The following is a 22,982-nucleotide window of genomic DNA, read 5'->3' as shown; positions in this document are numbered from 1 at the left end:
AATGTGTCAATATCCATTAGGAGAAGAGCTTTTTCATTTTGTTTTAATCCCCTCTTCCTCGGGGCGTTGATTGAAATGCCTGCTGTTCGCCAAGATCGACGAGGTTGCGCGTGTTTTAATCCCCGCTTCCTCGGGGCGTTGATTGAAATACCTAGGTGTCCACTTTTCGAAAGCAGGCTACACCAGCAGCAGGATGCAAGCGATAACCCATGCCACGGAGTTGTTTCAATTTGTAAGCAAGAAAATTATGGTAAACTAGATATGCCAGATTGATTGACATGTGACCATCCTAAGGATTGACTATGGCCTATTCTAGCAGCGCTGTCAAGCTTCATGCCACGAATGCCCTGCACGTAGTGGCCGTTCGGACGTTGCGCACCCTCGCTCATTATACCGATCAACGCTTGGCGATCGAAACCAATATCAGTTAATCAGGCCACGAGAAGATCTGAGCTTGGGTTATCACCCCATGCCCAAGAACTAAAATCATTTGTCACCCTTAAATCCTCTATACTTCTGGATTGATGAATTAGTATTCTTTGTGTTTCTTTAGGTTCCTCGCGGATGATTACCCCTTGCCGAATCCTAGTTTGAGGCCAGAAATAGTGGCGCTTTAACCACTAAAGGGGATGCTAGGCTAGCTAGTATCCCCTCGCCTAACACTTTTTAATTAGTTAAGTTGATTAACCGCCCAAATTTCAGCATCGGCAGGAGTTTGAAACATACGGGTTGGGCGGCCACTCCCACGGCTAATCGTCATATAGAGATTGCCAGTGATGCGGCTGGTTGCCGATTCGACCACGATCGCTAAGGCTCGCGCGGGGAACTTACCATCGCCGCTAGTGTAAATATGGCGAGCTTCGCGATCGATCGCTTCTAAGGCTCGCATATCGAGAATAACCGCACTATTTGGCCGATTCGCCAAGAACCGTTGCATGACTGCTACATTTTCAGTCGCGTCAGCAGGCGATTCTTGGGCTGCAGGGAGCGAGATGATCCATAAGATCCCACGTGGATCATAGGAGAATTGCGCAGTACGGGTCTGCGCATCAATCTGGCGTGAGTACATTGTCATGCGAAAAGGCTCCGAACTAGGGTTTGTGATGCGAATATGACGGCGAAAACAGGGCCATCAGTTGCAGCATTCGCTGATCACGGGTAGGATAAGCGCGGTTCATTGGTTTGAGGTTGACGATGCCAGATCATAGCGCTGCGGTGCGAGCATTTCACGAGGCGATTGGAATGGAGTTGCCAGAGACCCCCCAACTTCCATCTCTCGCTGTGCAAGCTTTGCGCCAAACATTACTTCAGGAAGAATATACCGAACTCCAAGCGGCGGTTAACGCTGGAGATCTGGTTGCTATTGCTCAAGAAGCCGCTGATTTACTGTATGTTACCTATGGCCTATGCCTCACGTATGGCATTGATTTGAATCCGGTGTTTGCTGAAGTGCATCGGGCAAATTTAGCCAAAACCACTGGCCCGCGCCGAGCCGATGGTAAACAGCTTAAACCCGCCGATTGGCAACCGCCCGATGTTGCAAGCGTGTTGGCTCAACAAGCGCCACCGTCTCGTGATGCCTAAGCTTCAGCAACGATGAACCGTGGTTGATCCTAGCCTGCTTCGTAGCTGGTGATAACCCCTCTGGGCAGGATTCGGGCGCAGGATGTTTGCTCCCACCTTTATCAATCCTTAACTTGCTTGAAGTGGGATATCAACCCCATGATCTGGTATAGCAATGTGGAAAGATCGTTGTATGGCTCAATCACGCCAATTTGATCGGGTATTGGCTTTGCTGCTGCTTGGCCTCAGCTGCTGGACATTATTCTTACCAATGCCAGCCTTATCGAATGCCAACGCTCCGGCGGCGTTGGTTCAGGCGAGCCTTGCCACGCTTGATCAACAGGCTGAGCAACGCCAAATTGCTGTCATTGCTGCTAGTGTGCTTGATGGCGAACGTGGTGATTTCGAGCGCCGTGGCGTGCAATTGGCCCAACTCAGCCCCGAACAACAAGCCCAAGTGCGGCGCGAATTGGCGGCTGATGTTGAATTATTGGCCCAAGCCTCACTGGCGGCTGAGCATGAGCGCCAAGCCTTGCAAGCCTACGATACGGCCTTGATGGGCCAAACCCGCGATTTAGGTGCATTGGCCGAGCAACTGCGCTCAGCCACGTGGCCAATTGTCGAACACCTCAAACTGTATCCACCACCACTCGGAACCCGCAGCGATTGGTTGGCCCCAAGCAGCGACTATTTTCAAACCCGCGCAATTACGATTAGCAACGGCACACTTGAACAAGCAACCCAAGCAGCGATTGAGGTTGGGCGGGCCAGTTATAGCCAACGCCAACTGCGCGAACTTGATCAAACCTATCGCCAAGTGCTTGATCAATATGCCCAAACCTTGCAACAAACAATCACCAGCCAAACTAATGCGCGGCCATGGTGGCGTTGGGTTTTGGCAAGTGGTTTAGCCTTGGGTTTAGCAGGTTTGTTGTGGTGGGTTTTACGCGCTGTATTAGCCAAAGATTGGCTGTTGGTGGTGGCAGGTGTGGCCTTGGCGGCATGGTTTGGCCTGCCATGGTCTGTGGCGGCGGTTGGGTTGCTCGCACTAGTTGGCTTAATTGGCTTGCGCCCAAGTTTAGCTGCTTGTCTGCCGTTGCTCGCGATTCCGCTGTATTATCGCGCTCGCTTGGTTGGTAACTTGAGTTTTCCGCTCAACGAAACCTTGTTTGGCATCAGTGCTGCTGGTTTGCTATTGCATGTGATTTGGCGTTGGTGGCGCGGCCAACGCCCACACTTGGCCTGGCTCAAAACTAGTTGGTATTGGCCAATTGGGGCAATAGCGCTGGGTTTGGTGCTGGCGGCTGGGTTGAGCCTTGGCTCTAGTGGCTTGGTTGAGCCTGCGACAGCCCTACGCGAATTGCGGCGCACGATCATCGAGCCAGCAATTTGGGCTTGTGTGGCCTTGCTATTACTGGCAACTCAGCGAGTTAAAGCGCAAAGTATGCTCTGGAGCTATATTGTCATGGCGGCTTGGATCGCTGGTGATGGCTTGGTGCGTTTTGCCTTGGGCGAAGGCGTTTGGGCCACGACTGGGGTGCCACGCTTGATCGGCCTGTTGCCAAGCTCAACCGCCTTGGGTGTTTACTTGGGTGCTGGTTTGGCTGGTAGTTTAGCCTTGGCTTTGAGTGCCGAATCGGCCCAACAGCGCCAATTGGCGTGGTTACTCAGCCTCCCACTGAGTTTGGGTGTCTTGCTGACCTTTACGCGCGGCGCATGGTTGGGCGTGGCTGGCGCTGTTGCTCTGGTTTTGCTGCTGCAACGACGTTGGCGTTTGTTGCTTGGCGCTGTTGGCTTGGCTGGTGTTGGGCTAGCAGGCTTTGGCTTGATTCAGCCCAGTTTGCTGGCCCGCGTGCTGCGGCTTGGCGAGGGCACTGGCTCGGCTCGCCAAGAGATTTGGGCCTCGGCATGGCGAGCGGTGCAGGATCAACCAGTGCTTGGGTTTGGGCTTGATCAATTTGCCCAGCTTGAGCCAAGTCGTTATGGAATTCCGCAAATTCGTTTTTTGACCTTGGCGCATCCGCATAATTTGCTGCTTGATGTTTGGTTGCAATTGGGTTTGCTTGGTTTGCTGGTAGTTTTGGCTATGCTTGGCTGGCAGATTTGGCGTTGGTGGCGCAGCAAACAGGCTCTAGGCTTGGTTGTGCTGGCAATCTTGGCAGATTTAGTGATTCATGGCATGCTTGACCAAACCATGCTTGGCGGTGATATGATATATCTCTGGTGGAGCTTGCTCCTTATCAGTGTTTGGCGGCCATCCGCAACGGAGGAATCATGAGCGACGGTTTCTTTACTTTGCCTTGTCGAGTTGTCTTACCTGCTGAACAACGCGATCGTTTAGAGCGGCTTTGTCGTGCCCGTTCGATGGAAGTCAGCGATTTGGTCAGCGAGTTGGTGGTGCAATATTTGGATGAAGTTCCCGATTCAGCGCTGGCCGAGCCAATTCCTGAGCCATATGCTCCCTCGCTGAGCGAACAATTGCGCCAAAATGAGCGCGAATTACGTCGTTTGCGCATGCGCCAAAATCAATTGGGCGCTTCGGCTCCTGGTTGGCTCGATAATTATGTGGCCGATGTTGAACGTGAAATTGCGGCATTGCGGCGCAAGTTGGAAGGGTAGGGGTTGGGGATCGGTTGTTGGGGGTTGGGGATTGGTTTTCAATTATGAAGGACACGTAGGCTAATTTCCCAATCTATAAAGCTTGGTGTCCGATCCCCCTGCCCCCGATCCCCAACCCCCATCTAGCAAAGGACTTTCAATGAACATCTTATATCTGTTGCATGATCGGCTACAAATTGCCTTTATGCTCTTTATGATCATTATTGGCGTTTGGGGCTGTTTTCTATTTTTTACTGGGCGTTCGATCACTGGCGATTTTTGGGGCGCTTTGGTGATTGGCGAAGGCCTGGTGATTGTTGAGGCAATTGTCGGAATTTTGCTGTATATCGGCGGTGCTCGCCCACAACGTGATATCTTCCATATTTTGTATGCAGCGGTCGCGCTTATTTCGATTCCGGCAACATTTGCTTTCACGCGAGGCCGTGATAATCGCTTTGAAGCATTAATTTATGGCTTACTGGGTTTCTTCTTGATGGGGATTGCGATTCGTACCCGCACCACAGCCTTATTTGCAATGTGAAAATTGGCAACGAAGCCGTTGAATTGGCTTCGTTGCTGCTCCTCGTTTCGCCCCATTTACCTCATTATGCCGAAGCGCTGTGAATATCTGGGATAACCCAACCATAACTCCGATGCAAACTGGAATCTGGTTGCATCATTATCACCCTAGAGCTTAATCCAGCGGATGATTTGTATCGCCTTTGAGGTTTACACCAGCCCTGACACGCTACTAACACGCAGCTACACTAGTGACTAGGCAAGCGATTTGGTAGGCTAGAACTATCGAAAAAACGTTTACCGAAAGGATGTTCCGATGCGTTCAATCAAACGTCGCCTACTGACCGCCGCCCTATTGTTTGGCATGATTGCTGCTTTTGGCGTGCAGCCAGAGCCACAGCAAAACCCACAAACTATTGAACAACCAAATCCATGGTCGTATTTATAATTCTAGTTTGACATAAAAATCGCCTTGGTGAATCCAAGGCGGTTTTGGTTTAAGTTGGTTGTAAAAGCCTTAGCAATTATCGGGCAAGGTTGGCGGCACATTGAATGGTGGGACTGGCTGTTCAATGCCAATGGTTGTTGGGAAGAAGTCTGTACGTTTTTGATAGAGCCAAGTACGAATAAATTTACCTTGATGGGCATTGCCGCCAAGTACATTCCAATCATAATCAAAGGTAACTGGGCCTAGGCAATAATCAGCAACCCAGGCTGTCCAGCCAGCGACCGCCGATTGATCGACGAATGCTCGGAACGGTGTGCCAAAGGACGAGGTAGTGCCAACAATTGGCTCATTGCTACAACCACTTTGGGTATTCGGGTCAGGGTCGCAGACATCCCAGCCAAATTCGGTGATCATTACCGGGTAAACTTCGGCGGTATCGCCAAACCATGCTTGCCATTTTGCTTCTTGCTCGCCTACTGCAACAGGTGTGCTTGGTCGCAAACGTGTATGTTGCGGATAAATGTGCGCGGTATAAACAATATTCTCTCCCACAAACGGCAGATTTAAGGCTCCACTAGTATCGCGGCTCCAATGAGGAGCGCCAACTAAAATCAAGCTTTCAGGTGAGTATTGATCGATGATCTTAATCCACGGCTGGGCAGTTTTTTTCCAAGTCGCCCAATCGAACGGCTCAATTGGCTCATTGAACAACTCAAATAAAAGATTGGGATGGTTGGGGTAGGCTTGGGCAATGCGCTCCCAAAAAGCGATCGTGGCAGTATTAATATAGGCAGTTCGCGCTGAATCATCCGTCTCAACATAATTTGTAATCCAATGCCAATCGATAATACAGTAGACGTTACGGCTAATACAGTGCTGAATTGCAGGTTGCAAATAAGTACTGAAATAATGGTCGGGGTCGGCCAACCAACCATCGATTGGCAAGCCTTGAGGTTCTGGATAGACCGGCAAACGAACGACCCGTGAATGAAAGGCACTCGAACTGGCTGTGTTAGTGGTAATTCGATCAATCGCTGCGGGAATACCACCATCGCGATATTTGGCCAGATATTCCAAATCGGGGATGGCAAAACCCCGTAGTCTAACCTCACGATTATCGGGGTCGAGAATCTGATTGCCGCTGACATGCAATGATGGCAAGGTAGCGATTGGGCTACTTGCGTTATGTTGGTTGGCATTAGTTGCCAATGGCATGCCAACTAAGAGGAAGAGTAATGTTAAATTCCACCAGCGCCAGCGACGATTTGATTGTTGCATTGCTGCCTCCACATTATTGTATATGGAGGCAGCTTGCCAAAATCGTCATCCTTCGGCTAGTGTAAATAGCGGTCAAATAGAGGTTAGATCAAGGTCAAATCGCCAAAATAAGCCAATTAATCACAATTTAGCGTTCAAATCGAATCTGATCGACGATTATTTCAACATTATTTTGGTCGCCTTGGGTAATCGACCATGAGATAGCTCGAATAGTGGTCAGGTCAAGCTGACTACCAGGCACAAGTGGCAGCATGCTACTAAATGGAATTCGTACATATTGCCAATTGGGCGTTAATGTAAAACTCGCAACATGCTCTTGGATTGACTGATTCGGATCAGTTTGAACTTCTAAGCCAACATGCACATGCTGGCCTGAGCCACGAACCAGAAAACCAATTGCTTGATATTGACTCAAGTCAACCGTTTGATTTGGAGTGGCGCTGAGCGTGCGATAGATTCCGGCATAGCCATCGGGGCCACTAATTGTCCCATGCATTCCTAAACAGCCAACGACCAACTGCTCATTGGGTGATAAATCAGGTATTATGCAGTTTGATATGATTGGAGTTATTACTGAGTTTCCGCCAGCATCGTTATCAGTGTACGATCCCCATTCGCCCTCACTCCAAGGCTCTAAAACGCTTGGGCGTAAAATCCACCATACCCCAAATCCGATACCCAAAAGAAGCATTAAATTGAGGCCAATCAAGCCAAACCGCCATGATCTGGTGCTAACAGGCTTGGCTGGAAGTGGTTGAGCATGGTGATTGGTTTCAGTCGGCAATTCGGTAATTTGCTCGGCGGCTTCAATGCGGGCTGATTCATCAGTTGGTAACGTGCTGGTTAAAGGTTGAAGACTGGACGCACGGAGTTGTTGAATAATCTCGTGACGTGCTGCCCACGCTTCGACCAACGGTTGCAGTTCGCGATAGGCTGCTGATAATTCGACACTGGCTAGCCGTTCGAGTGTAGTTGACGAAACTTTCGCAGCATTAAAAAACTCTAACGTGCTAGAATAGCTTAAATCAAGCACAGCTACAACCACAATGGCCCGTTCCCACTCGCGAATTGAGCGACCTCGCCCAAGCAACCATCCTTTAATTGTATCTTCGGGAATGCTGGTTAATTCGGCTAAACGACGTGGTGAAAGTTGGCGTTGGCGTAAGAGGGTTGTGAGTAGTTCGGCCAATGCTCCTATGGATTTTTGATCAACAGCCATGGCGATAATTAACTCTGCTAAATTATTGGTCTTGGGCTATACGTAGCTTGCAGTGTAATGTTGCCCTATCAAATGCCATCATACCATAGCCCTCTCGCCAGCTAGCGTATCAATTGAGTTTAATCAATTGATACGCGTCGTCTATGGTTTTTCGGGGAAAACGATTGGAGCCGTCAATGGCTCGGCTTTAAGCCAAGCGTCAAGCGCTTTTGCGCTAAAGTCGATCTCACCAAGTTCTCGTTGCTGCTGCTGTACTTGGATGTTTCCGTTTTGAGCATGAATGATGACTAGATTACCTGTTTCGGGAAGAGGATAATTGGTCTCATTGATAATTAACTCGGTTGGCTGATTATCAAGAGCTGTAATTTGCCACGTAACTAGCGTTCCATCGTCGAAGACGATTCGACACTGATTTATGGCCTTGGTGCTCTTGAGCTCAGTGCTTGATGCGCAGTTTTCCTTCTCGTAAGCTCCGTTATAAACCATCAGCACCCGCGTCCCAGCCTCCCACGCCAGAAAATTATAGCCACTAGTGTTGGTGATTGCGGCGAGCGATTCGCCAGCTGCATAGCTTGTTTTTTGTGGGCTACCACAACCAATTAATAGCAAAACTCCAGCCAACCCTGCGCCAACCCACTTCCAAAGCACTTGTTTGTGTTGCATGCCAAACCTCCAAACATTACCATTCAGCATTGCTTTAGACGTTGTAGGTTGGAGATGGGTTACAATAGCTTGCAGGGTCGTTGATACGTGAGGAAGCAATATGGCACACCCGATTCTAGTGCTTGGTAATGTTCGATCAGGTCGCCATAGCCTGATTCAGGCCTTAATTCAAGCAAACCAACCTGCTGAGCAACCCGTTGTGCTTAGCTATGAGCCAAATAATCGAACCCGTGCCCAGTTTGGTTTTGAGGGGCATACGATCACGTTTGAATGGATAACCAACTATGCCCTTGAGCTTGAGGATGAACTTGAAGCCTTGGTGCAACGCCCGTGCGTTGGAGTTATTTATTGCATCGAGCCAGGCCATGATCGTGATCATTGGTTGATGGTTCCCCCAATGAGCCAAGCTCGCCAGTTAGTCGAATTTGTTAAATCTTTTTGGCGAGCTAATAAAGCTTGGGATACGTTGCCATGGTTGTGGGTACTCACAAAATCTGATCTTGCTAGCGCCATTGATGGCCAAAATTGATCCATATGGACGACCACAGCAGCCTATTTGCTGTTCGGCCTTCGATGCGCACAGTTAAAAATCGCCTAGAAAATAATAATCTGACAATCGATATTTTAGGGTTTTATGCCAAACGTGCTAAACTATTGGCAGCATTTTCAGTGTTTCGAGAACAAAAAGCTCGATTAAACTATTTGAAAGATGCTGAATTAATCAACCAAGCGCAAATGTTTGCCCGAATCAATATTCACTACGATTTCTGGCAGAGCTGCCGCCTATGGAAACCAATTATGCAGCTTTATCATAAACTCGTACATTTGGCAGAGTATGGCTTTGTCGATCCAAAAATGCATAAAAAGCTCAAAAACATCAACATTATAACGAACCGATTTGGGAATCAAAATGGGCCGAAAAACTAGTTAAACTAGTTGATTCAATAACCTATAGTGATATTATTTTTTGCTGACTGGATATGGAGAAACTAGCAGCAAGTTATGAAATGCATTGCCGTCATTGGTTCTTGCCAACATTTTCAGGATAGATAATATTTAAAAGCTACTTTAATTTGCATATGCTAATTTATTGATTTTTATTACTGATTGAATATATTCGACCGAACATTTAACGCTTGCTCTTTCTATGATTATAGCTAAGTTGCATCGATACTAAAACAAAACGAACCATGGTTTCCCATGGCTCGCTTGATTGCTGGAATTTACCAATTAATAGTCAAATGAGGAGTTAGGGAATCTGAGTGCCTGGAGGAACGTCGCTATCATCGCAGCTTGTGCCCGAATAGCCGTTGATCACAATACAACCAACAACATCTTCAATTTCAGCAGCTTCTTCTTCAAGGTAGGTCAGGCCGAAGATTACCGGCAGTTCTTCAGTTTTGATGTTCTTTAATTCCATGAACGTACTCCTTTACACACATTAGTTAACGCTTCAGCTCAATTAATTAGGGAATCAGATATCCATCGTCGCTATCGTCGCAGCTTGTGCCCGAGAAGCCATTAATGACGATACAACCAACAATATCTTCAATTTCGGCAGCTTCTTCTTCAAGGTAGGTCAGGCCGAAAATTGTTGGCAGTTCTTCGATTTTGGTGTTCTCGAATTCCATGAATTGGACTCCTTTACACAATAGCTAAAAATAAACCGACAGCAAACGCAACGTATTAAGGAATCTGATAGCCTTGATCGCTGTCATCACAGCTGGTGCCGGAATAGCCATCGATTGGCATAATACAGCCAACGACATCATCAATTTCGGCAGCTTCTTCTTCAAGGTAAGTCAGGCCGAAGATTACTGGCAGTTCTTCGATTTTGGTGTTCTCGAATTCCATTAAGCTCACTCCTTTACACACAACCAACTTGAATGCTGATAACCCACAAGATTAAGGAATTTGGGTGCCTGGAGGCATATCGCTGTCATCGCAGCCCGTGCCCGAGTAGCCATCAACGACAAAACAACCAACGACATCATCAATTTCGGCAGCTTCTTCTTCAAGATAGGTCAGGCCGAAAATCATTGGGGCTTCATTGATTTGGGTGGTTTCAAATTCCATGAAGGTCACTCCTTATGCACACAATTATTGCTAGCGGAAAGAATTGCGATTGAACTAGGGAATTGCGTCAACGTCGTCGCAGCTGGTGCCCGAATAGCCATCGATTGGCAGCAAACAGCCAACGATATCTTCGATTTCAGCAGCTTCTTCTTCAAGATAGGTCAGGCCGAAAATAACTGGCAGTTCTTCGATTTTGGTGTTCTCGAATTCCATGAATGGTGCTCCTTTAGAAAAATTAGCCACAAGCATCTATGCAAGCGTAACTAGGGAATCATTTCGCCTGGATTTCCGCCATCGGAATCATCGCAACCGGTAACGGTATAGCCTTCACTGCCGATTGGCATCAAACAGCCAACGACATCTTGAATTTCAGCAGCTTCTTCTTCGAGGTAGGTCAGACCAAAAATAATGACATCTTCGGTTTTTTCTACCAGCATTGTGTGATCACGCATTGTTGATCCTCCTCTAAGGTTATTCGATTAATCGTTGAACAATAGATTCTTGTTCAATTCCAGCAATGAGCATGATTATAGAAATATTTTTGCATATGTCAAGATTAATTTATATATTTTTGTGATTTTATAACGATATTTACTTTTATTAAATTACTTCTATTATTAAATGATTATATCCAAAAATAGCTTAATTGATTGATCATTGCTACTTATTGGTAGTGATAGAATTTAATTGTTCATTTAAGTAAAGTACTCTTAAGTTTACACACTATCAGGCTTTATTAGTGATAGCATGTTAAAATCTACACACTCCTTACTTGATGATATTCGACCGATAGCAATCCTAGCCATGTTCAACCTGCCTGCTACCTTCGACTCAAGGTAGCAGGCTTCGCAGTCTCTTTTTAGGCCGCGAGTTGGTTCAAATGGGTTTCGGGCATGGCAATTGGCTCAGGTGTTGGCTTAGTGATCTGGCCTTTGATCAAGTTGTAATAATGGCCAGCTTGGGCTACAAGTTGGTCATGGCTGCCCGATTCGATGATCTCGCCATTTTCCATCACCAAAATGCGGTCGGCCCGTAAAATGGTGCTCAGACGGTGGGCAATCACCACGGTGGTGCGACCGGCCCGATTATCTTCGAGGGCTTGTAAAAACCCTTGTTCGGTGGCGCTATCCAAGTTGCTGGTGGCTTCATCGAGAATTAAAATTGGTGCATTTTTGAGCAATGCGCGGGCAAGCGTTATGCGTTGGCCTTGACCAGATGAGAAATTATCGCCACCACGCGCTACTTGCGACTCATAGCCATACATTTGGCCTGAAATAAATTCGTCGGCTTGAGCAATTTTGGCCGCATTGCGAATTAATTCTAGATCGGTATCGCGCATCAGGGTGATGTTATCGCGAATTGATTGTTGCAGCAGCCGCGTATTTTGAAAGACGGCACTAATCGAGCGTCGTAATTCATCAGGGTCGATATTGCGCGTGCTAATACCATCAATTAATACATCGCCGTGGGTTGGGAGATAAAAACCTGCGATCAAGTTAGCTAATGAGGTCTTACCTGAGCCAGTTTCACCAACGATTGCTACAGTTTCGCCAGGCTTGATTTCAAAATTGAGCTTTTTCAGCACCATTTTGTTGCGCATATAGGCAAAATGCACATCATTGAACTTAATTTCGCCTTTGACTTCAGCCAATGCGATTGGTTCGCTGGTTCGTGAAGCTTCATCTGGTAAGGTTGTAATTTCATCCATCCGTTCAATGCCTAATAACGCTGTGCGTAGATTAAGAATTGTGGCGGGTAAACGCTGGATTGGTTGGAGATAAAATGCGACCATCCCAAACAAAACAACTAACTCGCCTGGAGTCATACGCCCAGCAAATACTTGGCTGCTGCCATACCATAAAATTGAGGCAGTAATTAATGAGGTTGCTAAGACGCTCCATGCACTGGGTAACGCGATATTAACGCGGCTATCCATACGAGATTTTGTGAAATTAGCTAATTTTTCGTTGAGTAAGGCTTTATATTCGGCCTCAGCTCCGAAAACCTTAATTGTTCGTACACAATCAAATACATCGACCATCTGCGAAGTGAATTCTTCCATTCGAATAATCGAGGCTAATTGAGCGTTATACACCCGATCATTCAACGCAAATAAAACAAACCAAACAAGTGGTAAAGCAGCAGCGGCAATTAATGCAGCAATTGGATTGTAGAATGCAATAATCCCTAATGCAGTCAGAAACATTGCTACATCGGCCAAAATTGTGATTAATCCTTCGGAAAGTGCTAATTGCACGCCATCGGCTTGGGTAACCCGCAACACCAGGCCAGGGATACAACGAACATCAAATACTTTCATTGGTAGGCGTAACAGACGATCAATATACTGAGCTGAATAGGCTTGATGGACATGCTGCCCAACCTTGGCACTAAGCCATAAGCGCCCAAATTGGAGCGCTGATTGAAAGACACTGACTAAAATTAACCCTAGGCCTAAAGCGAAAAGCAGCGCTTGATCCTGATTTGGGATAATCGAGTCGATCAAGATTTGCATAAAAAACGAGGTTACCCAGCCTAACGAGGTTGCTAGTAAGGCGAAGAAGAGCACAATTCCTAAAATGAGTTTGTGCTGGCGGGCGAGCTGCAACAGCGTTTTGAACGGTTTAACATCCATATCGCGAGGTTTGAGTGCTGCGGTGGGCTTAAATTCAACTAAATAGCCGCTCCACATGGCCTCAAATTCATCTTTGCTGAGGGTGCGCAAGCCACGACTGGGATCAAGCACAATCACTGAGGTTGGCGACCATTTGTGAATCACAACATAATGGCCTTCGCCACCCTTGAGGTGAGCAATCGCTGGCAATTGCACATGTTGCAAGGCGCTATAAATCGCTTGAGCAGGCCGTGATTCAAGCCCGATTGCTCGACCACCATCACGCAAGCCTGCCAAACTTGTACCATTGCGATCGGCTCCAACCAAAGCTCGTGCTTGCTCCAAGGTAATTCGATGCTTGTAGAAATGCGCTACTGAGGCAAAGACTGAAGGGCCGCAATCGCGTCCTTCTGAAGCACGAATCCATGGTAAGCGGCGGTAAATTAACGTCTTACTGAGCATTAACAGCCTCCTGAGCCAACGGAATTGGATAATCAATGCTGGCAGCTTGTAACATTGCTGCAAAATGTTCATAAATTGGCATGCCCGTCAGGCGATCAATCCAATCGAATTGGCCATTGGGATTGATTTCGAGGAAAATATGCTCGCCTTCGGGGGTGACAATCATATCGATGCTGCCAAACACCAGCTGGAGCCGATCCATATAGGTGCGAACTTTGGCGGCCAAATCGTCGGGTAATGCATAGATTTGATGTGGAGTGTTGGGAATATCGTAGCGTCGCCAGTCTTCGCGAGCACGTTCGCTGCTTTGTGAATGAATTGCACAACTAAAAATTTCGCGGCCAACGACGACAATTCGTAATTCAAAGGCTTTTTCAACGTAGGGTTGGAAAATACCAGGGGTCGGAATCGCATTTTGAGCATTAGTAAAGTGTTGCTTAGAAACCCGATTAGTCAATAATTTGGCAATTTTGCTTGGTTCTTCATCTTTTGGTGGAATCATCTTGAAGAATGGACGGAATGGCTTATAAATAATTGATTCAGCATGTTGCTCATAAAAATCTTGGGCATATGGCAGATGCGCTGTAAATAATGTATCTGGAATTTTAAAGCCAACATCAGCGGCTGTCCATAATTGGCCGCATTTTTCTTCGAATGCTTCATGAAACGGTGGTGGATTGACGCAGAAAATATTATGACATTTGAGGGCTAAAACAATACCTTTATATAATGCGCCCCATTCATTGGAAAAGAAATTCCATTCATCGGCTTGTTTAACTAGTTGCTGATAGCGCTCAAGCAGTGGCTCTGGCCGCCAGCTGCGCCAAATCCATGCGGCACTAACATCGGTAGCAAAGTTTATTTCGCGCTCAGCTAAGCGTAAAATTGCTTGAGCTTGACCATCGGCGCTCTGATTGATCCGTAATGAGGCATTTTGTTCCATAACCTCTTGGCTTAAGACCACAACCTCTTGACCTTGGGCTTCTAAAAGCTCACGGACACTAACCACAGTCGTATCGGTTAAAAGTTTGGTGATGATTAAGATCACTGATGACTCCTTCCTAAATTGTAGCGCCACATGAATTTTTTGAGAGAATGCAGTATTTTGGGTATAGCAAAGCTTCGTTAAGCTGGCTGCTGGAACTTAATTTAGCTTATGGCTAAATTTTGGCCAAACTTAACTACTCTGCATACCCATTGAGCATGCAGTTCAAGCTATTGCAATGAATAGCTACAAATAACGTTAATCAAGCTTTGATTAACGCCTTAAACGATCAGTAATGACTTGATTAAATGCATCTGAACGAATGCCAATTCAGATAATTTAACGAGACACCTAGCCGAACATCCATCCGATTTATTGATTAAGGGTTGTGTGATTTGGCAAGATTTGCCAAGGGTTTACTGCTCGATTTAGGAATGTGGATGAGGGAGCGCTGACTGATTCCTAAATATATCGATCAGGTGATTTTTCGCTTGTGACAACCAAATATCGCTTTTGGCAAAGCAAATGCAACTTATGGAAGTGCCCACAAGGTTACGATGGTTTATTTGCCACAATTGAGTTGGGATTACCGTGTAGGGGACTAGGAAGTAGGTAGGACTACGGTATGGGGGGCATCATAACAAGAACTTGTAATAATGTCAACTTTTTATCAAAAAAACGACATATCCTAATAGTAGAGCAGGTTTTTAATCTTTTTTTAGCTACTTTAAGGAACTTTGGTAAATAAAGCATTAAAAAATGGTTACTTAAACCGATCAATCATGAATATTAAGCTATTTATCATGAGGCTAGCTGGTTAAGCTACCAACGTTAATCTATTTTGGTCGCGCTGATGGTGGCTAAAAACCTGATCATGGCCGCCAAAGTTCGGTGCTATGCGAATTTTTACATATGCGGTAGACTAGGGTTACGCAATGTCGCGCCGATCATTGTTTTGCAAACGTAGGGTATCGCTATGCCGATGACCAATCAATCTCTTGCCGCCCGCCGTTCATCTGCCGCTGCCAAATCAACTGCTCAAAACCCCATGCGCCTTCTATTAACCTTATATCGTGAGGATTGGGGCAAATTAGCGCTGGCTAGCCTGATTTATATTGTCAAACATAGTCCAGTTTGGATTATGCCGCTGATTACTGCCGACATTATTAATATTATTGCCAGTCAAGGCCAGATCGGGCTTGGACGTTTATGGTTTGATGGATTTTTATTGTTAATTGTGTTATTGCAAAATGTTCCAACTCAGTATGTGTATATTCGCTTGCTGAGTCGCGCAATTCGGCGTATGGAAAGCAAATTGCGTTCGATGTTGGCTCAGCAGTTGCAATTAATTTCAATTGGTTTTTACAATCAACGTAGCAGCGGAGTGTTGCAGGCCAAGGTGCTGCGCGATGTGGAAATTATCGAGCAATTAACCCGCAATGTGTTTCAGAGTTTCCCTGCGGCAATTTTAAATTTGCTAGCAGCAATTATTGTGGTGGCTTTTCGTTCGCCATGGTTTTTAGTCTTTTTTGTAGCAACCGTGCCGCTCGCAGCAATTGTGTTGCGCACCACCCGTAATCCAATTCAATCGAGCAATAGCGCTTTTCGCCATCAAGTTGAGCGTTTGGCGGCACGCTTGAGCGAAATGATTCAGCTCATTCCAATCACTCGTGCTCATGCTGCCGAAGAAGAAGAAATGCGCAAACTTGATCGGCGCTTGGTGCAATTTCAACATGCTGGGTTACGTCTCGATGCGGTCAATTCGCTGTTTGGGGCGGCTTCATGGGTCAGCTTCAACTTGTTCAATGGCTTGTGTTTAGTTGTTGCTGCTTGGGCTTGCTACACCCAATTTTTGCCCTTGGCTGTGGGCGATGTGGTTTTGATGACCAGCTATTTCTCAATTTTGACTGGCGCAGTGATGGAATTAGCCAACCTTGCACCCCAAATTAGCAAAGGCTTGGAATCGGTCCAATCGGTCAGCGAAATTCTGGATAACGATGATATTGAGGATAACGAAGGCAAACAACGCCTCAATCAAGTCGCTGGGCATTTTCAATTTAACAATGTGCATTTCAGCTACCCTGATACCCAACGTTCATCGCTCTACGATCTGACGTTGGAAGTGCAGCCAGGCGAAACAATTGCCTTCGTTGGGCCGTCGGGTTCGGGTAAATCGACCTTGCTTAATTTGGTAATTGGCTTTTTGCAACCCAGCGCTGGCAGCATTTTGCTTGATGGCCATGATCTACAAACAATTGATTTGCGCAGCTATCGCCGCCATATCTCGGTCGTTTCGCAAGAAACCTTGCTCTTCGATGGTTCGGTGCGCGACAATATTTGTTATGGTTTGAATGATGTGAGTGAAGCGACGATTGAGCAAGCCTTGCGCGATGCCAATGCCTTGGAGTTTGTGCTCGACATGCCCGATGGCCTCGATACAATCATTGGCGAGCGTGGCACGCGGCTTTCGGGTGGGCAACGTCAGCGCTTGGCAATTGCACGGGCCTTGATTCGTAACCCACGGGTTTTGATTTTGGATGAAGCAACGTCGGCGCTCGATAGCATCTCGGAAGGCTTAATTCAAGAGGCCTTAGAACGCTTGATGCAAGGCCGCACTACCTTCGTGGTGGCTCACCGCCTTTCGACCGTGCGTAACGCTGATCGGATTGTCGTGATTGAGCATGGCCAAATTGTTGAGGTTGGCAGCCATCAAGCCTTAATTGCGCAACACGGAGCCTACGCCCAGTTGCAAGCCTTGCAAGCCTAAAAAATCGCCCTGCGCCCCGTAATTAAACCAATTGCGGGGCGCACATATTAAATGAGGGAAGGATTATGAGTGAACATTTTCCCCAGATTGAAGATTGGCCATTAGTTTTGGCAACGGCTCGCGATCAACAATGGACAGGTTTATCGCTAAATTTTTGTCCGTTAGGCTCAAGCCCTGAGCTTCAAGCAATGTTGGGCCAATGTCATAGCTTACGCATACTTAGCTTGATTGAGTGTGAGTTAACCGAAGTTCCTAGCGCATTGCGCCAGCTACCGCTCAATATTCTGACTCTCATGTACAATGATTTGCGCCAATTGCCCGATTGGTTGATTGAATTGCCGCTTGTTCAATTATCACTTGCTGGTTGCCCAAACGTCCAACTACCAGCCAATTTTGACCAAAGCTCAATTGAATTCCTTGATCTAAGTTCCAATGAACTGACTGAGTTGCCAGCGGTCGTTAGCCGCATGCCGAAACTCAAACAACTTTCGCTAGGCAGTAATCATTTTCAGAGTATTCCCCGCCTGATTGCCGATACTACCATCGAATACCTTGATCTGTCTGAAAGCCCAATTCGCGATTTTAGCCTGTTGCCTGCTACCCGCTTACGTGGTTTGAATCTTTGTGAGAGTGAACTTACAACATTCCCGATTGAGTTGTTGAATCATCCATTGGAATCGCTGGATTTCTCGCAACATAAGCAGTTGCATATCCCACCATGGTTCGCAGAACTAAGCAGTCTTCGTGATTTGAATTTGTTTTACAGCGATTGTGCTGGGCGTGAGTTATATTTGCCTCCCAATCTTGCGGCAGTTTCGCTGCGTCATTGCAACATAAGTTCTATTCCCCAGTCCATTCAAGCTAACCCACAAGTACGCTGGCTCGATCTTAGTGGAAACAACTTTGCCAATGCTGAATTGGTGGTCAATGGCCCATGCGAATTTATCAACTTATCAGAATCTCGCTTAGATGCGCTAACGTTAACTGATCAAGCGCTCTCAAGCCTCAAAAGCCTTGATCTGCAAATGGCAAACGTTAAGCAGGTTGGGAATTTAGAGAAGTGTCGAAATTTAGACTGGTTGCGTTGCAAGGATTTCCATTTACTGGCAATGCCCACTACGCCTGAATGGCTCAAGAGTTTACGCTATCTCTGGCTCGATGGTGACTTTTCTAACCAATATATTCCGACATGGTTTTGGCAGCTTGAGCAATTGCAAGGACTTGATTTGCAATCGCCGGATTGGACGTTGCTTGACGAGCGGATTGGTCAATTGCGCGAACTCCAAGATTTGTCAATTTACAATACACGGCTTGAGCATGTTCCGCGCAGTCTATTGCAATTAACCAAGTTGCATTCGCTGCATCTGCATCTTGAAGATCCAAGCCATCTTAGTTGGCTAGCAAGCTTACCAGCATTACGGGAGCTGAAATCGTATCCTTATGGTCAAAAACCACCATTGGCGATTCAAGCACGAGCTGCCGAAGCCAAATTTCGCTCTTGTCACCATATTATAGAGCGTGAAGATGATGAATTATATCCGCATGGCAATTTAGATTGGCTTGATCGCCATTTTCCACAAACTGATCGTTAAAAACCAACAGCGTAGCGACCCTAAACCCTTTAGGATGGCTACGCTATATGTTTCCACATCGGTGGAGTGTGTTCTTTCTGATTTCGTTGAAAGAACCCCTATTCATCGCTCAATTGTTAGTATAAAGCCCCCAAATGGATGTATATTGTACATTTGGGGGGATTAATTGCTGAGAAAAAGCCCGAACGCCACTAAAATATGCTCAATTGTTGCCTCAAGTTTGCGCCGACCAATCGCCTCTTGAGCCGCAATGCGCTCTTGCGAAACGCCTTGCAAAATCCGATTGAGAATTTTTAGCTCGAAAGTCGAGAGTTGTTGATTGGTGAGAAAATCACGGATTGAACGTTGAAGCTGCATCAAGCCACCCGCTCGCTCTAGAATCTGCTCACGTTGTTGTTGCAAATGGCGTGGGCAATAGATCGAATTGGTGAGGTGGCTCAACAGCACTCGTAGTTCATCCAATGACCAATCGGTGCTTGCGCTTGGTGCTGCTTGATTTTGATACGCCGCAATCACCGTGTGCATAATATCCAAATGTTGTTTTCGAATAATCTCACAGGCAATTTGATCAACGCCGTCGATTGCTGGCGGCGTTGGATTATTTAAACTTTGCTGTAAACGCTGAAAATGTTCAGGCCGCAAAGGCTTTTCAAACAATTGATAACAGCCAGCAATTTTTGCTTCCCACTCGCGATGCAAGGTTTTATCGGTCGTCATCCCAAAAATTGGCGCTTGCTGTAGGCGCTGTTCGTGCATGGCATGGCTTAGCCAGGTTGCTAAAACTGAGCCTTCTAAATTGCGATACGCTGGATCAGGCATTTTCATATCGAGCATAATTACGCAATTGAGCGGCGGTTGCTCACGATCGAGCATGCTGACACAATATTGCCACATTGCAAAGAGACTTTTGAGCCAAACAACCTGCCAGCCACAGCGTTGGGCAATTACCTGCACAATCGTGGCATCAGTCTGGGCATCCTCAGCCAGCAGCAGAATTGGCTCGGCATTATCCAACATAACGGTTAAATCTCCCAGACAGCTTCACCAGCCAAAATCCGCTGGATTTGTAATGGAAAACGTTTGGTATTAATTGGTTTACCGATCATACCATCAAAGCCAACTTGTTGGTATAAGACAACCCGCTGCGGCACAACATCGGCTGTCCAAGCAATAATTTTGGTTTTTGGCAATAATTCACGCAGCTCTTGATAGAGTTTGATGCCACTCTCCTTGGGCATGTGAATATCCAACAATAAAAGGTCGAAGCCAATTCTGGGTTGTTCGCTGTGCCATGTAAAGAAACTCTGGCCTGAACGCCAGCCACCTTGATAATGGGCATGCAGTTGATGAATTAGACAAACCCGTGCAATTTCTAGATTTTGCGGGTTATCTTCAATCACCCCTGCTGAGATTTGGGTTGTTGTGGTAAGCATGCTTTCTCCTAAAACGTGAGTTCTCCTATCGGCTAGGGCTGTGATGCGAGCTGTTGCTGCTGTTGGGCTTGCGTAAGGGTTTGGTCTAGCAACGAATCCAATGGTTGGGGCCATGGACGGCTGATATGCGGCCAACTTTCCAAGCCAAGGCTATAATCATTGGTGGGAGCCACGATCAAAATCGCCTGATCGGGATTGATCGCTAAGATTGCGTCGATCAAGCTATGAGCGCTGACAAAGGCCAACGTTGCATCCAACACCACGATCACTGGGTGTTCCTGTTGATAGATCGCTAGCGCCTCGCGACTATCCAAACAACTGACGATGCTCCACGTGGTCGCCTGGAGTTGCTGGCCAAATTCAGCAACCGTGTTGGGATTATCATCAACCACCAAGATGGCGTGATCGCTTGTTGATTTGACATACTTTTTATGACGTTGCTCCCACGCCGCTTTGGTGGGCAGACACACCTGAAATTGGGTTCCTTGGCCCAGCTCGCTTTCGACGGTAATGTCGCCGCCATGCAAATCGACGAGTTGTTTGGTGATACTCATGCCTAAGCCAGTTCCCTCGTATTCGCGGTCGTCGGCGCTTTGAATTTGGCGAAACGATTCCCAGATAAATTGCTGTTGTTCCAGCGCAATCCCAATCCCTGTATCGTGTACACTAATATTGACCGTTGTTGCTGAAAATTCCAGTGCCACGCGAATCTGACCAGTTTCGGTAAATTTGATTGCATTCGACAGCAAATTTAGGACGATTTGTTTAATCGCTTTACTATCAGCCCATGCCAAACCAGCGCCATCGGCATGATGATAGGCAACCTGTAAGCCCTTTGATTCGGCTAACGGTCGCACAGTTTCCAAAACTTCTTGGGCGATATCACCACAATCGACTTGGCCGAATTGCAATTCGACGCGGCCAGCCTCGATCTTCGAGAGATCTAAAATGTCGTTAATCAGGTGGAGGAGATGTTCGCCAGCACCACGCACTTGATCTTGGTAGCTTTTTTGTTGGCTGTTGAGTGGCCCGAACCAATCGATAAACTCGGTCATATTGATGATTGCATTGAGTGGCGTGCGCAATTCGTGGCTCATGGTGGCCAAAAATTGCGATTTACGTAGGTTGGCTTGCTCGGCGATGCGCTGAGCCGATTTGGCTTCTTGCACGCTGGTGGCTAATTGAGCGGTGCGCTCATCGACCAAATTTTGTAAATTGGCTTGGAGATGAAGCGATTGGCGCAGGGCATTTTCGAGCGCCCGCACGAGCAACCAGAGTAGGAAAATAGCAATTGCTAAAAATAAAATATTATAAACATTTTCATAAGATATTGAGGTTTGATAAATAAAGAATAATATAAATATAGATAGTATTTCGATAAATCCATTGATAATCATTGCAGATGATCCACTAATTAATCCAGTAGTAATTAATGGAAGTAAAAATATTATATTAAAATTTGAAATAACCTTATTTAATTCATATCCATTATCAGGAGCTATTATAATAAACAGGAATCCTGAGAATCCTAAAATAACTCCCTTGATAAAATATTTATCTGTATGCATATAAAACATATAGAAATAAATAAATGCGAGAACTATTGTTCTGTATTCCAAAACATAGTCAAAAATTAAAACATAAATTACAAGATGAAACATCAAAAGAAAAGCAATCCCGCAGCAATATTTAAACGCAGTTTTGCGCAGTTTACGTACTGATTCAAACTCATTTAAATCCATCAAAAAACTCCTTGTTCAGCAGCCACGATCAACCAAGTGCTGATTTGGAGCACTGGCAGCGGCAGGCAGATCATGGCTTAGTATGAGTATACGCCAGCCAAATGCACAGCAATTGTACAAAATAAGCCAGCTTTGGGGTTAAACGCAGTGCGTCATGGTCGGCGAGTCTATGGTATACTATGGCCAAAGCCACAGCGCCTGCTTGTGGCGAAAGAGCCACTCAGCAAACCAACGGAGGTTTCTTGAATGCACGCAGTAGTTTGTGTTAAGCAAGTTCCTGAACAAAATAGTGTGAAAATCACTGCCGATAAGCAGATTAACACCGACGGAATCAATCCAATTATCAATTTGTTTGATGAATATGCGATTGAAGAAGCCTTGCAGTGGGCCGAAAAGAACGATGGCCAAGTGACCGTGATCAGCCTTGGCAGCGATGATGCCACTGATTCACTCAAAAAAGCCTTGGCTATGGGTGCTAACGAAGCTGTGTTGATCAATGACCCAGCTTTGGAACATGTTGATTCACAAAGCGCTGCCAAAGTTGTTGCCGCCGCGATCAAGAAGCTCGATAACGTTAATATCGTGTTTTGTGGCAAGCAAAGCACCGATGACGAAACCGGCCAATTTGGCCCAGCCTTGGCTCGCTTTCTTGGTTGGTCACAACTTACCTATGTTTTCAAAGTGCACGAATTAACCGAAAGCAGCATTGTGGTTGATCGCGCTTTGGAAGATACCCTCGAAACGGTCGAAGCCTCGTTGCCGGTCGTCGTGACCGCCGTCAAGGATTTGAACGAGCCACGTTACCCATCATTGTTGAAGATTCGCAAAGTCAGCAAGCAACCAATTCCAACCTGGGGTTTAGGCGATCTTGGCCTTGGCAGCGGCGATGTTGCTGGCAATGTCCAAGTTGCTGATCGTGTGCCACCACCAGCCCGCCCATCTGGCGAGATGATGAGTGGCAACGTGCAAACCCAAGTTAGCAGCTTAGTGCAAAAATTGGTTGAAAATCAAATCCTGTAAGCT

General features: G+C 46.4%; 24 protein-coding genes and 1 CRISPR repeat array (1 of these 25 only partly in view). Of the genes, 9 read left to right on the top strand and 15 right to left on the bottom strand.

Features of this window, described 5'->3' with window-relative positions; all coding sequences use genetic code 11:
* Positions 1-149: direct repeats of the CRISPR family, unit length 24 nt; unit sequence CTTCCTCGGGGCGTTGATTGAAAT (it extends 3,808 nt beyond the left edge of the window).
* A gap of 521 nt (positions 150-670) precedes the next feature.
* Positions 671-1,075, bottom strand: coding sequence for a hypothetical protein (locus LCH85_03145; GenBank protein MCA0350970.1), 405 nt, complete (start codon positions 1,073-1,075; stop codon positions 671-673).
* Between the two features lie 119 nt (positions 1,076-1,194).
* On the opposite strand from LCH85_03145, the gene LCH85_03140 reads away from it, so the two are divergent.
* The 4 genes from LCH85_03140 to LCH85_03125 all read left to right on the top strand — a co-directional run bounded on the left by LCH85_03140 (position 1,195) and on the right by LCH85_03125 (position 4,702).
* Positions 1,195-1,584, top strand: a complete 390-nt coding sequence (locus tag LCH85_03140; protein ID MCA0350969.1) for a hypothetical protein — start codon at positions 1,195-1,197, stop codon at positions 1,582-1,584.
* Positions 1,585-1,756: 172 nt separating this feature from the next.
* Positions 1,757-3,841 (top strand): O-antigen ligase family protein, encoded by a 2,085-nt coding sequence (locus LCH85_03135; GenBank protein MCA0350968.1) that lies wholly within the window; start codon positions 1,757-1,759, stop codon positions 3,839-3,841.
* Positions 3,838-4,182 (top strand): hypothetical protein, encoded by a 345-nt coding sequence (locus tag LCH85_03130; GenBank protein ID MCA0350967.1) that lies wholly within the window; start codon positions 3,838-3,840, stop codon positions 4,180-4,182. Before LCH85_03135 ends, LCH85_03130 begins: the two co-directional genes overlap by 4 nt.
* Positions 4,183-4,321: 139 nt before the next feature.
* Complete coding sequence (locus LCH85_03125; GenBank protein MCA0350966.1) at positions 4,322-4,702, top strand: hypothetical protein; 381 nt, start codon at positions 4,322-4,324, stop codon at positions 4,700-4,702.
* A gap of 495 nt (positions 4,703-5,197) precedes the next feature.
* Here the strand turns inward: LCH85_03125 and LCH85_03120 are convergent, their stop codons facing one another.
* The 3 genes from LCH85_03120 to LCH85_03110 all read right to left on the bottom strand — a co-directional run bounded on the left by LCH85_03120 (position 5,198) and on the right by LCH85_03110 (position 8,288).
* Positions 5,198-6,406 (bottom strand): glycoside hydrolase family 5 protein, encoded by a 1,209-nt coding sequence (locus LCH85_03120; protein MCA0350965.1) that lies wholly within the window; start codon positions 6,404-6,406, stop codon positions 5,198-5,200.
* A 127-nt stretch (positions 6,407-6,533) separates the two neighbouring features.
* Positions 6,534-7,595, bottom strand: coding sequence for a CIA30 family protein (locus LCH85_03115; protein ID MCA0350964.1), 1,062 nt, complete (start codon positions 7,593-7,595; stop codon positions 6,534-6,536).
* 171 nt (positions 7,596-7,766) lie between these two features.
* Entirely contained in the window at positions 7,767-8,288 is a 522-nt protein-coding gene (locus LCH85_03110; GenBank protein MCA0350963.1) for a hypothetical protein, read from the bottom strand.
* Positions 8,289-8,388: 100 nt separating this feature from the next.
* Here LCH85_03110 and LCH85_03105 point away from each other — a divergent pair, with 100 nt between their 5' ends.
* Both LCH85_03105 and LCH85_03100 read left to right on the top strand, forming a co-directional pair.
* The gene (locus LCH85_03105) at positions 8,389-8,817 is read left to right on the top strand and encodes a hypothetical protein (protein MCA0350962.1); all 429 of its coding nucleotides are present in this window, start codon (positions 8,389-8,391) and stop codon (positions 8,815-8,817) included.
* A gap of 5 nt (positions 8,818-8,822) precedes the next feature.
* Positions 8,823-9,215, top strand: coding sequence for a hypothetical protein (locus tag LCH85_03100; protein MCA0350961.1), 393 nt, complete (start codon positions 8,823-8,825; stop codon positions 9,213-9,215).
* 322 nt (positions 9,216-9,537) lie between these two features.
* Here the strand turns inward: LCH85_03100 and LCH85_03095 are convergent, their stop codons facing one another.
* From LCH85_03095 to LCH85_03060, 8 genes are all read right to left on the bottom strand, one after another.
* Entirely contained in the window at positions 9,538-9,708 is a 171-nt protein-coding gene (locus LCH85_03095; protein MCA0350960.1) for a herpeto-tandem family RiPP, read from the bottom strand.
* 46 nt (positions 9,709-9,754) lie between these two features.
* Entirely contained in the window at positions 9,755-9,919 is a 165-nt protein-coding gene (locus tag LCH85_03090; protein ID MCA0350959.1) for a herpeto-tandem family RiPP, read from the bottom strand.
* Positions 9,920-9,974: 55 nt separating this feature from the next.
* Complete coding sequence (locus tag LCH85_03085; protein ID MCA0350958.1) at positions 9,975-10,142, bottom strand: herpeto-tandem family RiPP; 168 nt, start codon at positions 10,140-10,142, stop codon at positions 9,975-9,977.
* 51 nt (positions 10,143-10,193) lie between these two features.
* Positions 10,194-10,364, bottom strand: a complete 171-nt coding sequence (locus LCH85_03080) for a herpeto-tandem family RiPP (GenBank protein ID MCA0350957.1) — start codon at positions 10,362-10,364, stop codon at positions 10,194-10,196.
* A 54-nt stretch (positions 10,365-10,418) separates the two neighbouring features.
* Positions 10,419-10,577: a herpeto-tandem family RiPP gene (locus tag LCH85_03075; protein ID MCA0350956.1), complete on the bottom strand. Its 159-nt coding sequence runs from the start codon at positions 10,575-10,577 to the stop codon at positions 10,419-10,421.
* A gap of 50 nt (positions 10,578-10,627) precedes the next feature.
* Entirely contained in the window at positions 10,628-10,816 is a 189-nt protein-coding gene (locus LCH85_03070) for a herpeto-tandem family RiPP (GenBank protein ID MCA0350955.1), read from the bottom strand.
* 407 nt (positions 10,817-11,223) lie between these two features.
* Positions 11,224-13,440 (bottom strand): peptidase domain-containing ABC transporter, encoded by a 2,217-nt coding sequence (locus LCH85_03065; GenBank protein MCA0350954.1) that lies wholly within the window; start codon positions 13,438-13,440, stop codon positions 11,224-11,226.
* Positions 13,430-14,488 carry a hypothetical protein gene (locus LCH85_03060; GenBank protein ID MCA0350953.1) on the bottom strand — a complete coding sequence of 353 codons (1,059 nt, stop codon included), beginning with the start codon at positions 14,486-14,488 and terminating at the stop codon, positions 13,430-13,432. The genes LCH85_03065 and LCH85_03060 overlap by 11 nt, the downstream gene beginning before the upstream one ends.
* A 913-nt stretch (positions 14,489-15,401) precedes the next feature.
* On the opposite strand from LCH85_03060, the gene LCH85_03055 reads away from it, so the two are divergent.
* Both LCH85_03055 and LCH85_03050 read left to right on the top strand, forming a co-directional pair.
* Entirely contained in the window at positions 15,402-17,192 is a 1,791-nt protein-coding gene (locus tag LCH85_03055; GenBank protein MCA0350952.1) for an ABC transporter ATP-binding protein/permease, read from the top strand.
* Between the two features lie 65 nt (positions 17,193-17,257).
* Positions 17,258-18,784 carry a hypothetical protein gene (locus tag LCH85_03050; protein ID MCA0350951.1) on the top strand — a complete coding sequence of 509 codons (1,527 nt, stop codon included), beginning with the start codon at positions 17,258-17,260 and terminating at the stop codon, positions 18,782-18,784.
* Between the two features lie 162 nt (positions 18,785-18,946).
* Here the strand turns inward: LCH85_03050 and LCH85_03045 are convergent, their stop codons facing one another.
* Genes LCH85_03045 through LCH85_03035 form a run of 3 tightly spaced genes read right to left on the bottom strand, consistent with a single transcriptional unit; the run spans position 18,947 to position 21,482 of the window.
* Positions 18,947-19,801 (bottom strand): response regulator, encoded by an 855-nt coding sequence (locus tag LCH85_03045; protein MCA0350950.1) that lies wholly within the window; start codon positions 19,799-19,801, stop codon positions 18,947-18,949.
* Positions 19,802-19,806: 5 nt separating this feature from the next.
* On the bottom strand, positions 19,807-20,217 hold the full coding sequence (locus LCH85_03040) for a response regulator (GenBank protein ID MCA0350949.1): 411 nt from the start codon (positions 20,215-20,217) through the stop codon (positions 19,807-19,809).
* A gap of 32 nt (positions 20,218-20,249) precedes the next feature.
* Positions 20,250-21,482: a hybrid sensor histidine kinase/response regulator gene (locus tag LCH85_03035; GenBank protein ID MCA0350948.1), complete on the bottom strand. Its 1,233-nt coding sequence runs from the start codon at positions 21,480-21,482 to the stop codon at positions 20,250-20,252.
* A 723-nt stretch (positions 21,483-22,205) separates the two neighbouring features.
* Here LCH85_03035 and LCH85_03030 point away from each other — a divergent pair.
* Positions 22,206-22,979 (top strand): electron transfer flavoprotein subunit beta/FixA family protein, encoded by a 774-nt coding sequence (locus LCH85_03030; protein MCA0350947.1) that lies wholly within the window; start codon positions 22,206-22,208, stop codon positions 22,977-22,979.
* Positions 22,980-22,982 lie beyond the last annotated feature (3 nt).

Source organism: Chloroflexota bacterium, assembly GCA_020161265.1.
Classification (GTDB): Bacteria; Chloroflexota; Chloroflexia; order Chloroflexales; family Herpetosiphonaceae; genus Herpetosiphon.
This window is presented reverse-complemented; position numbering and strand designations above follow the sequence as displayed.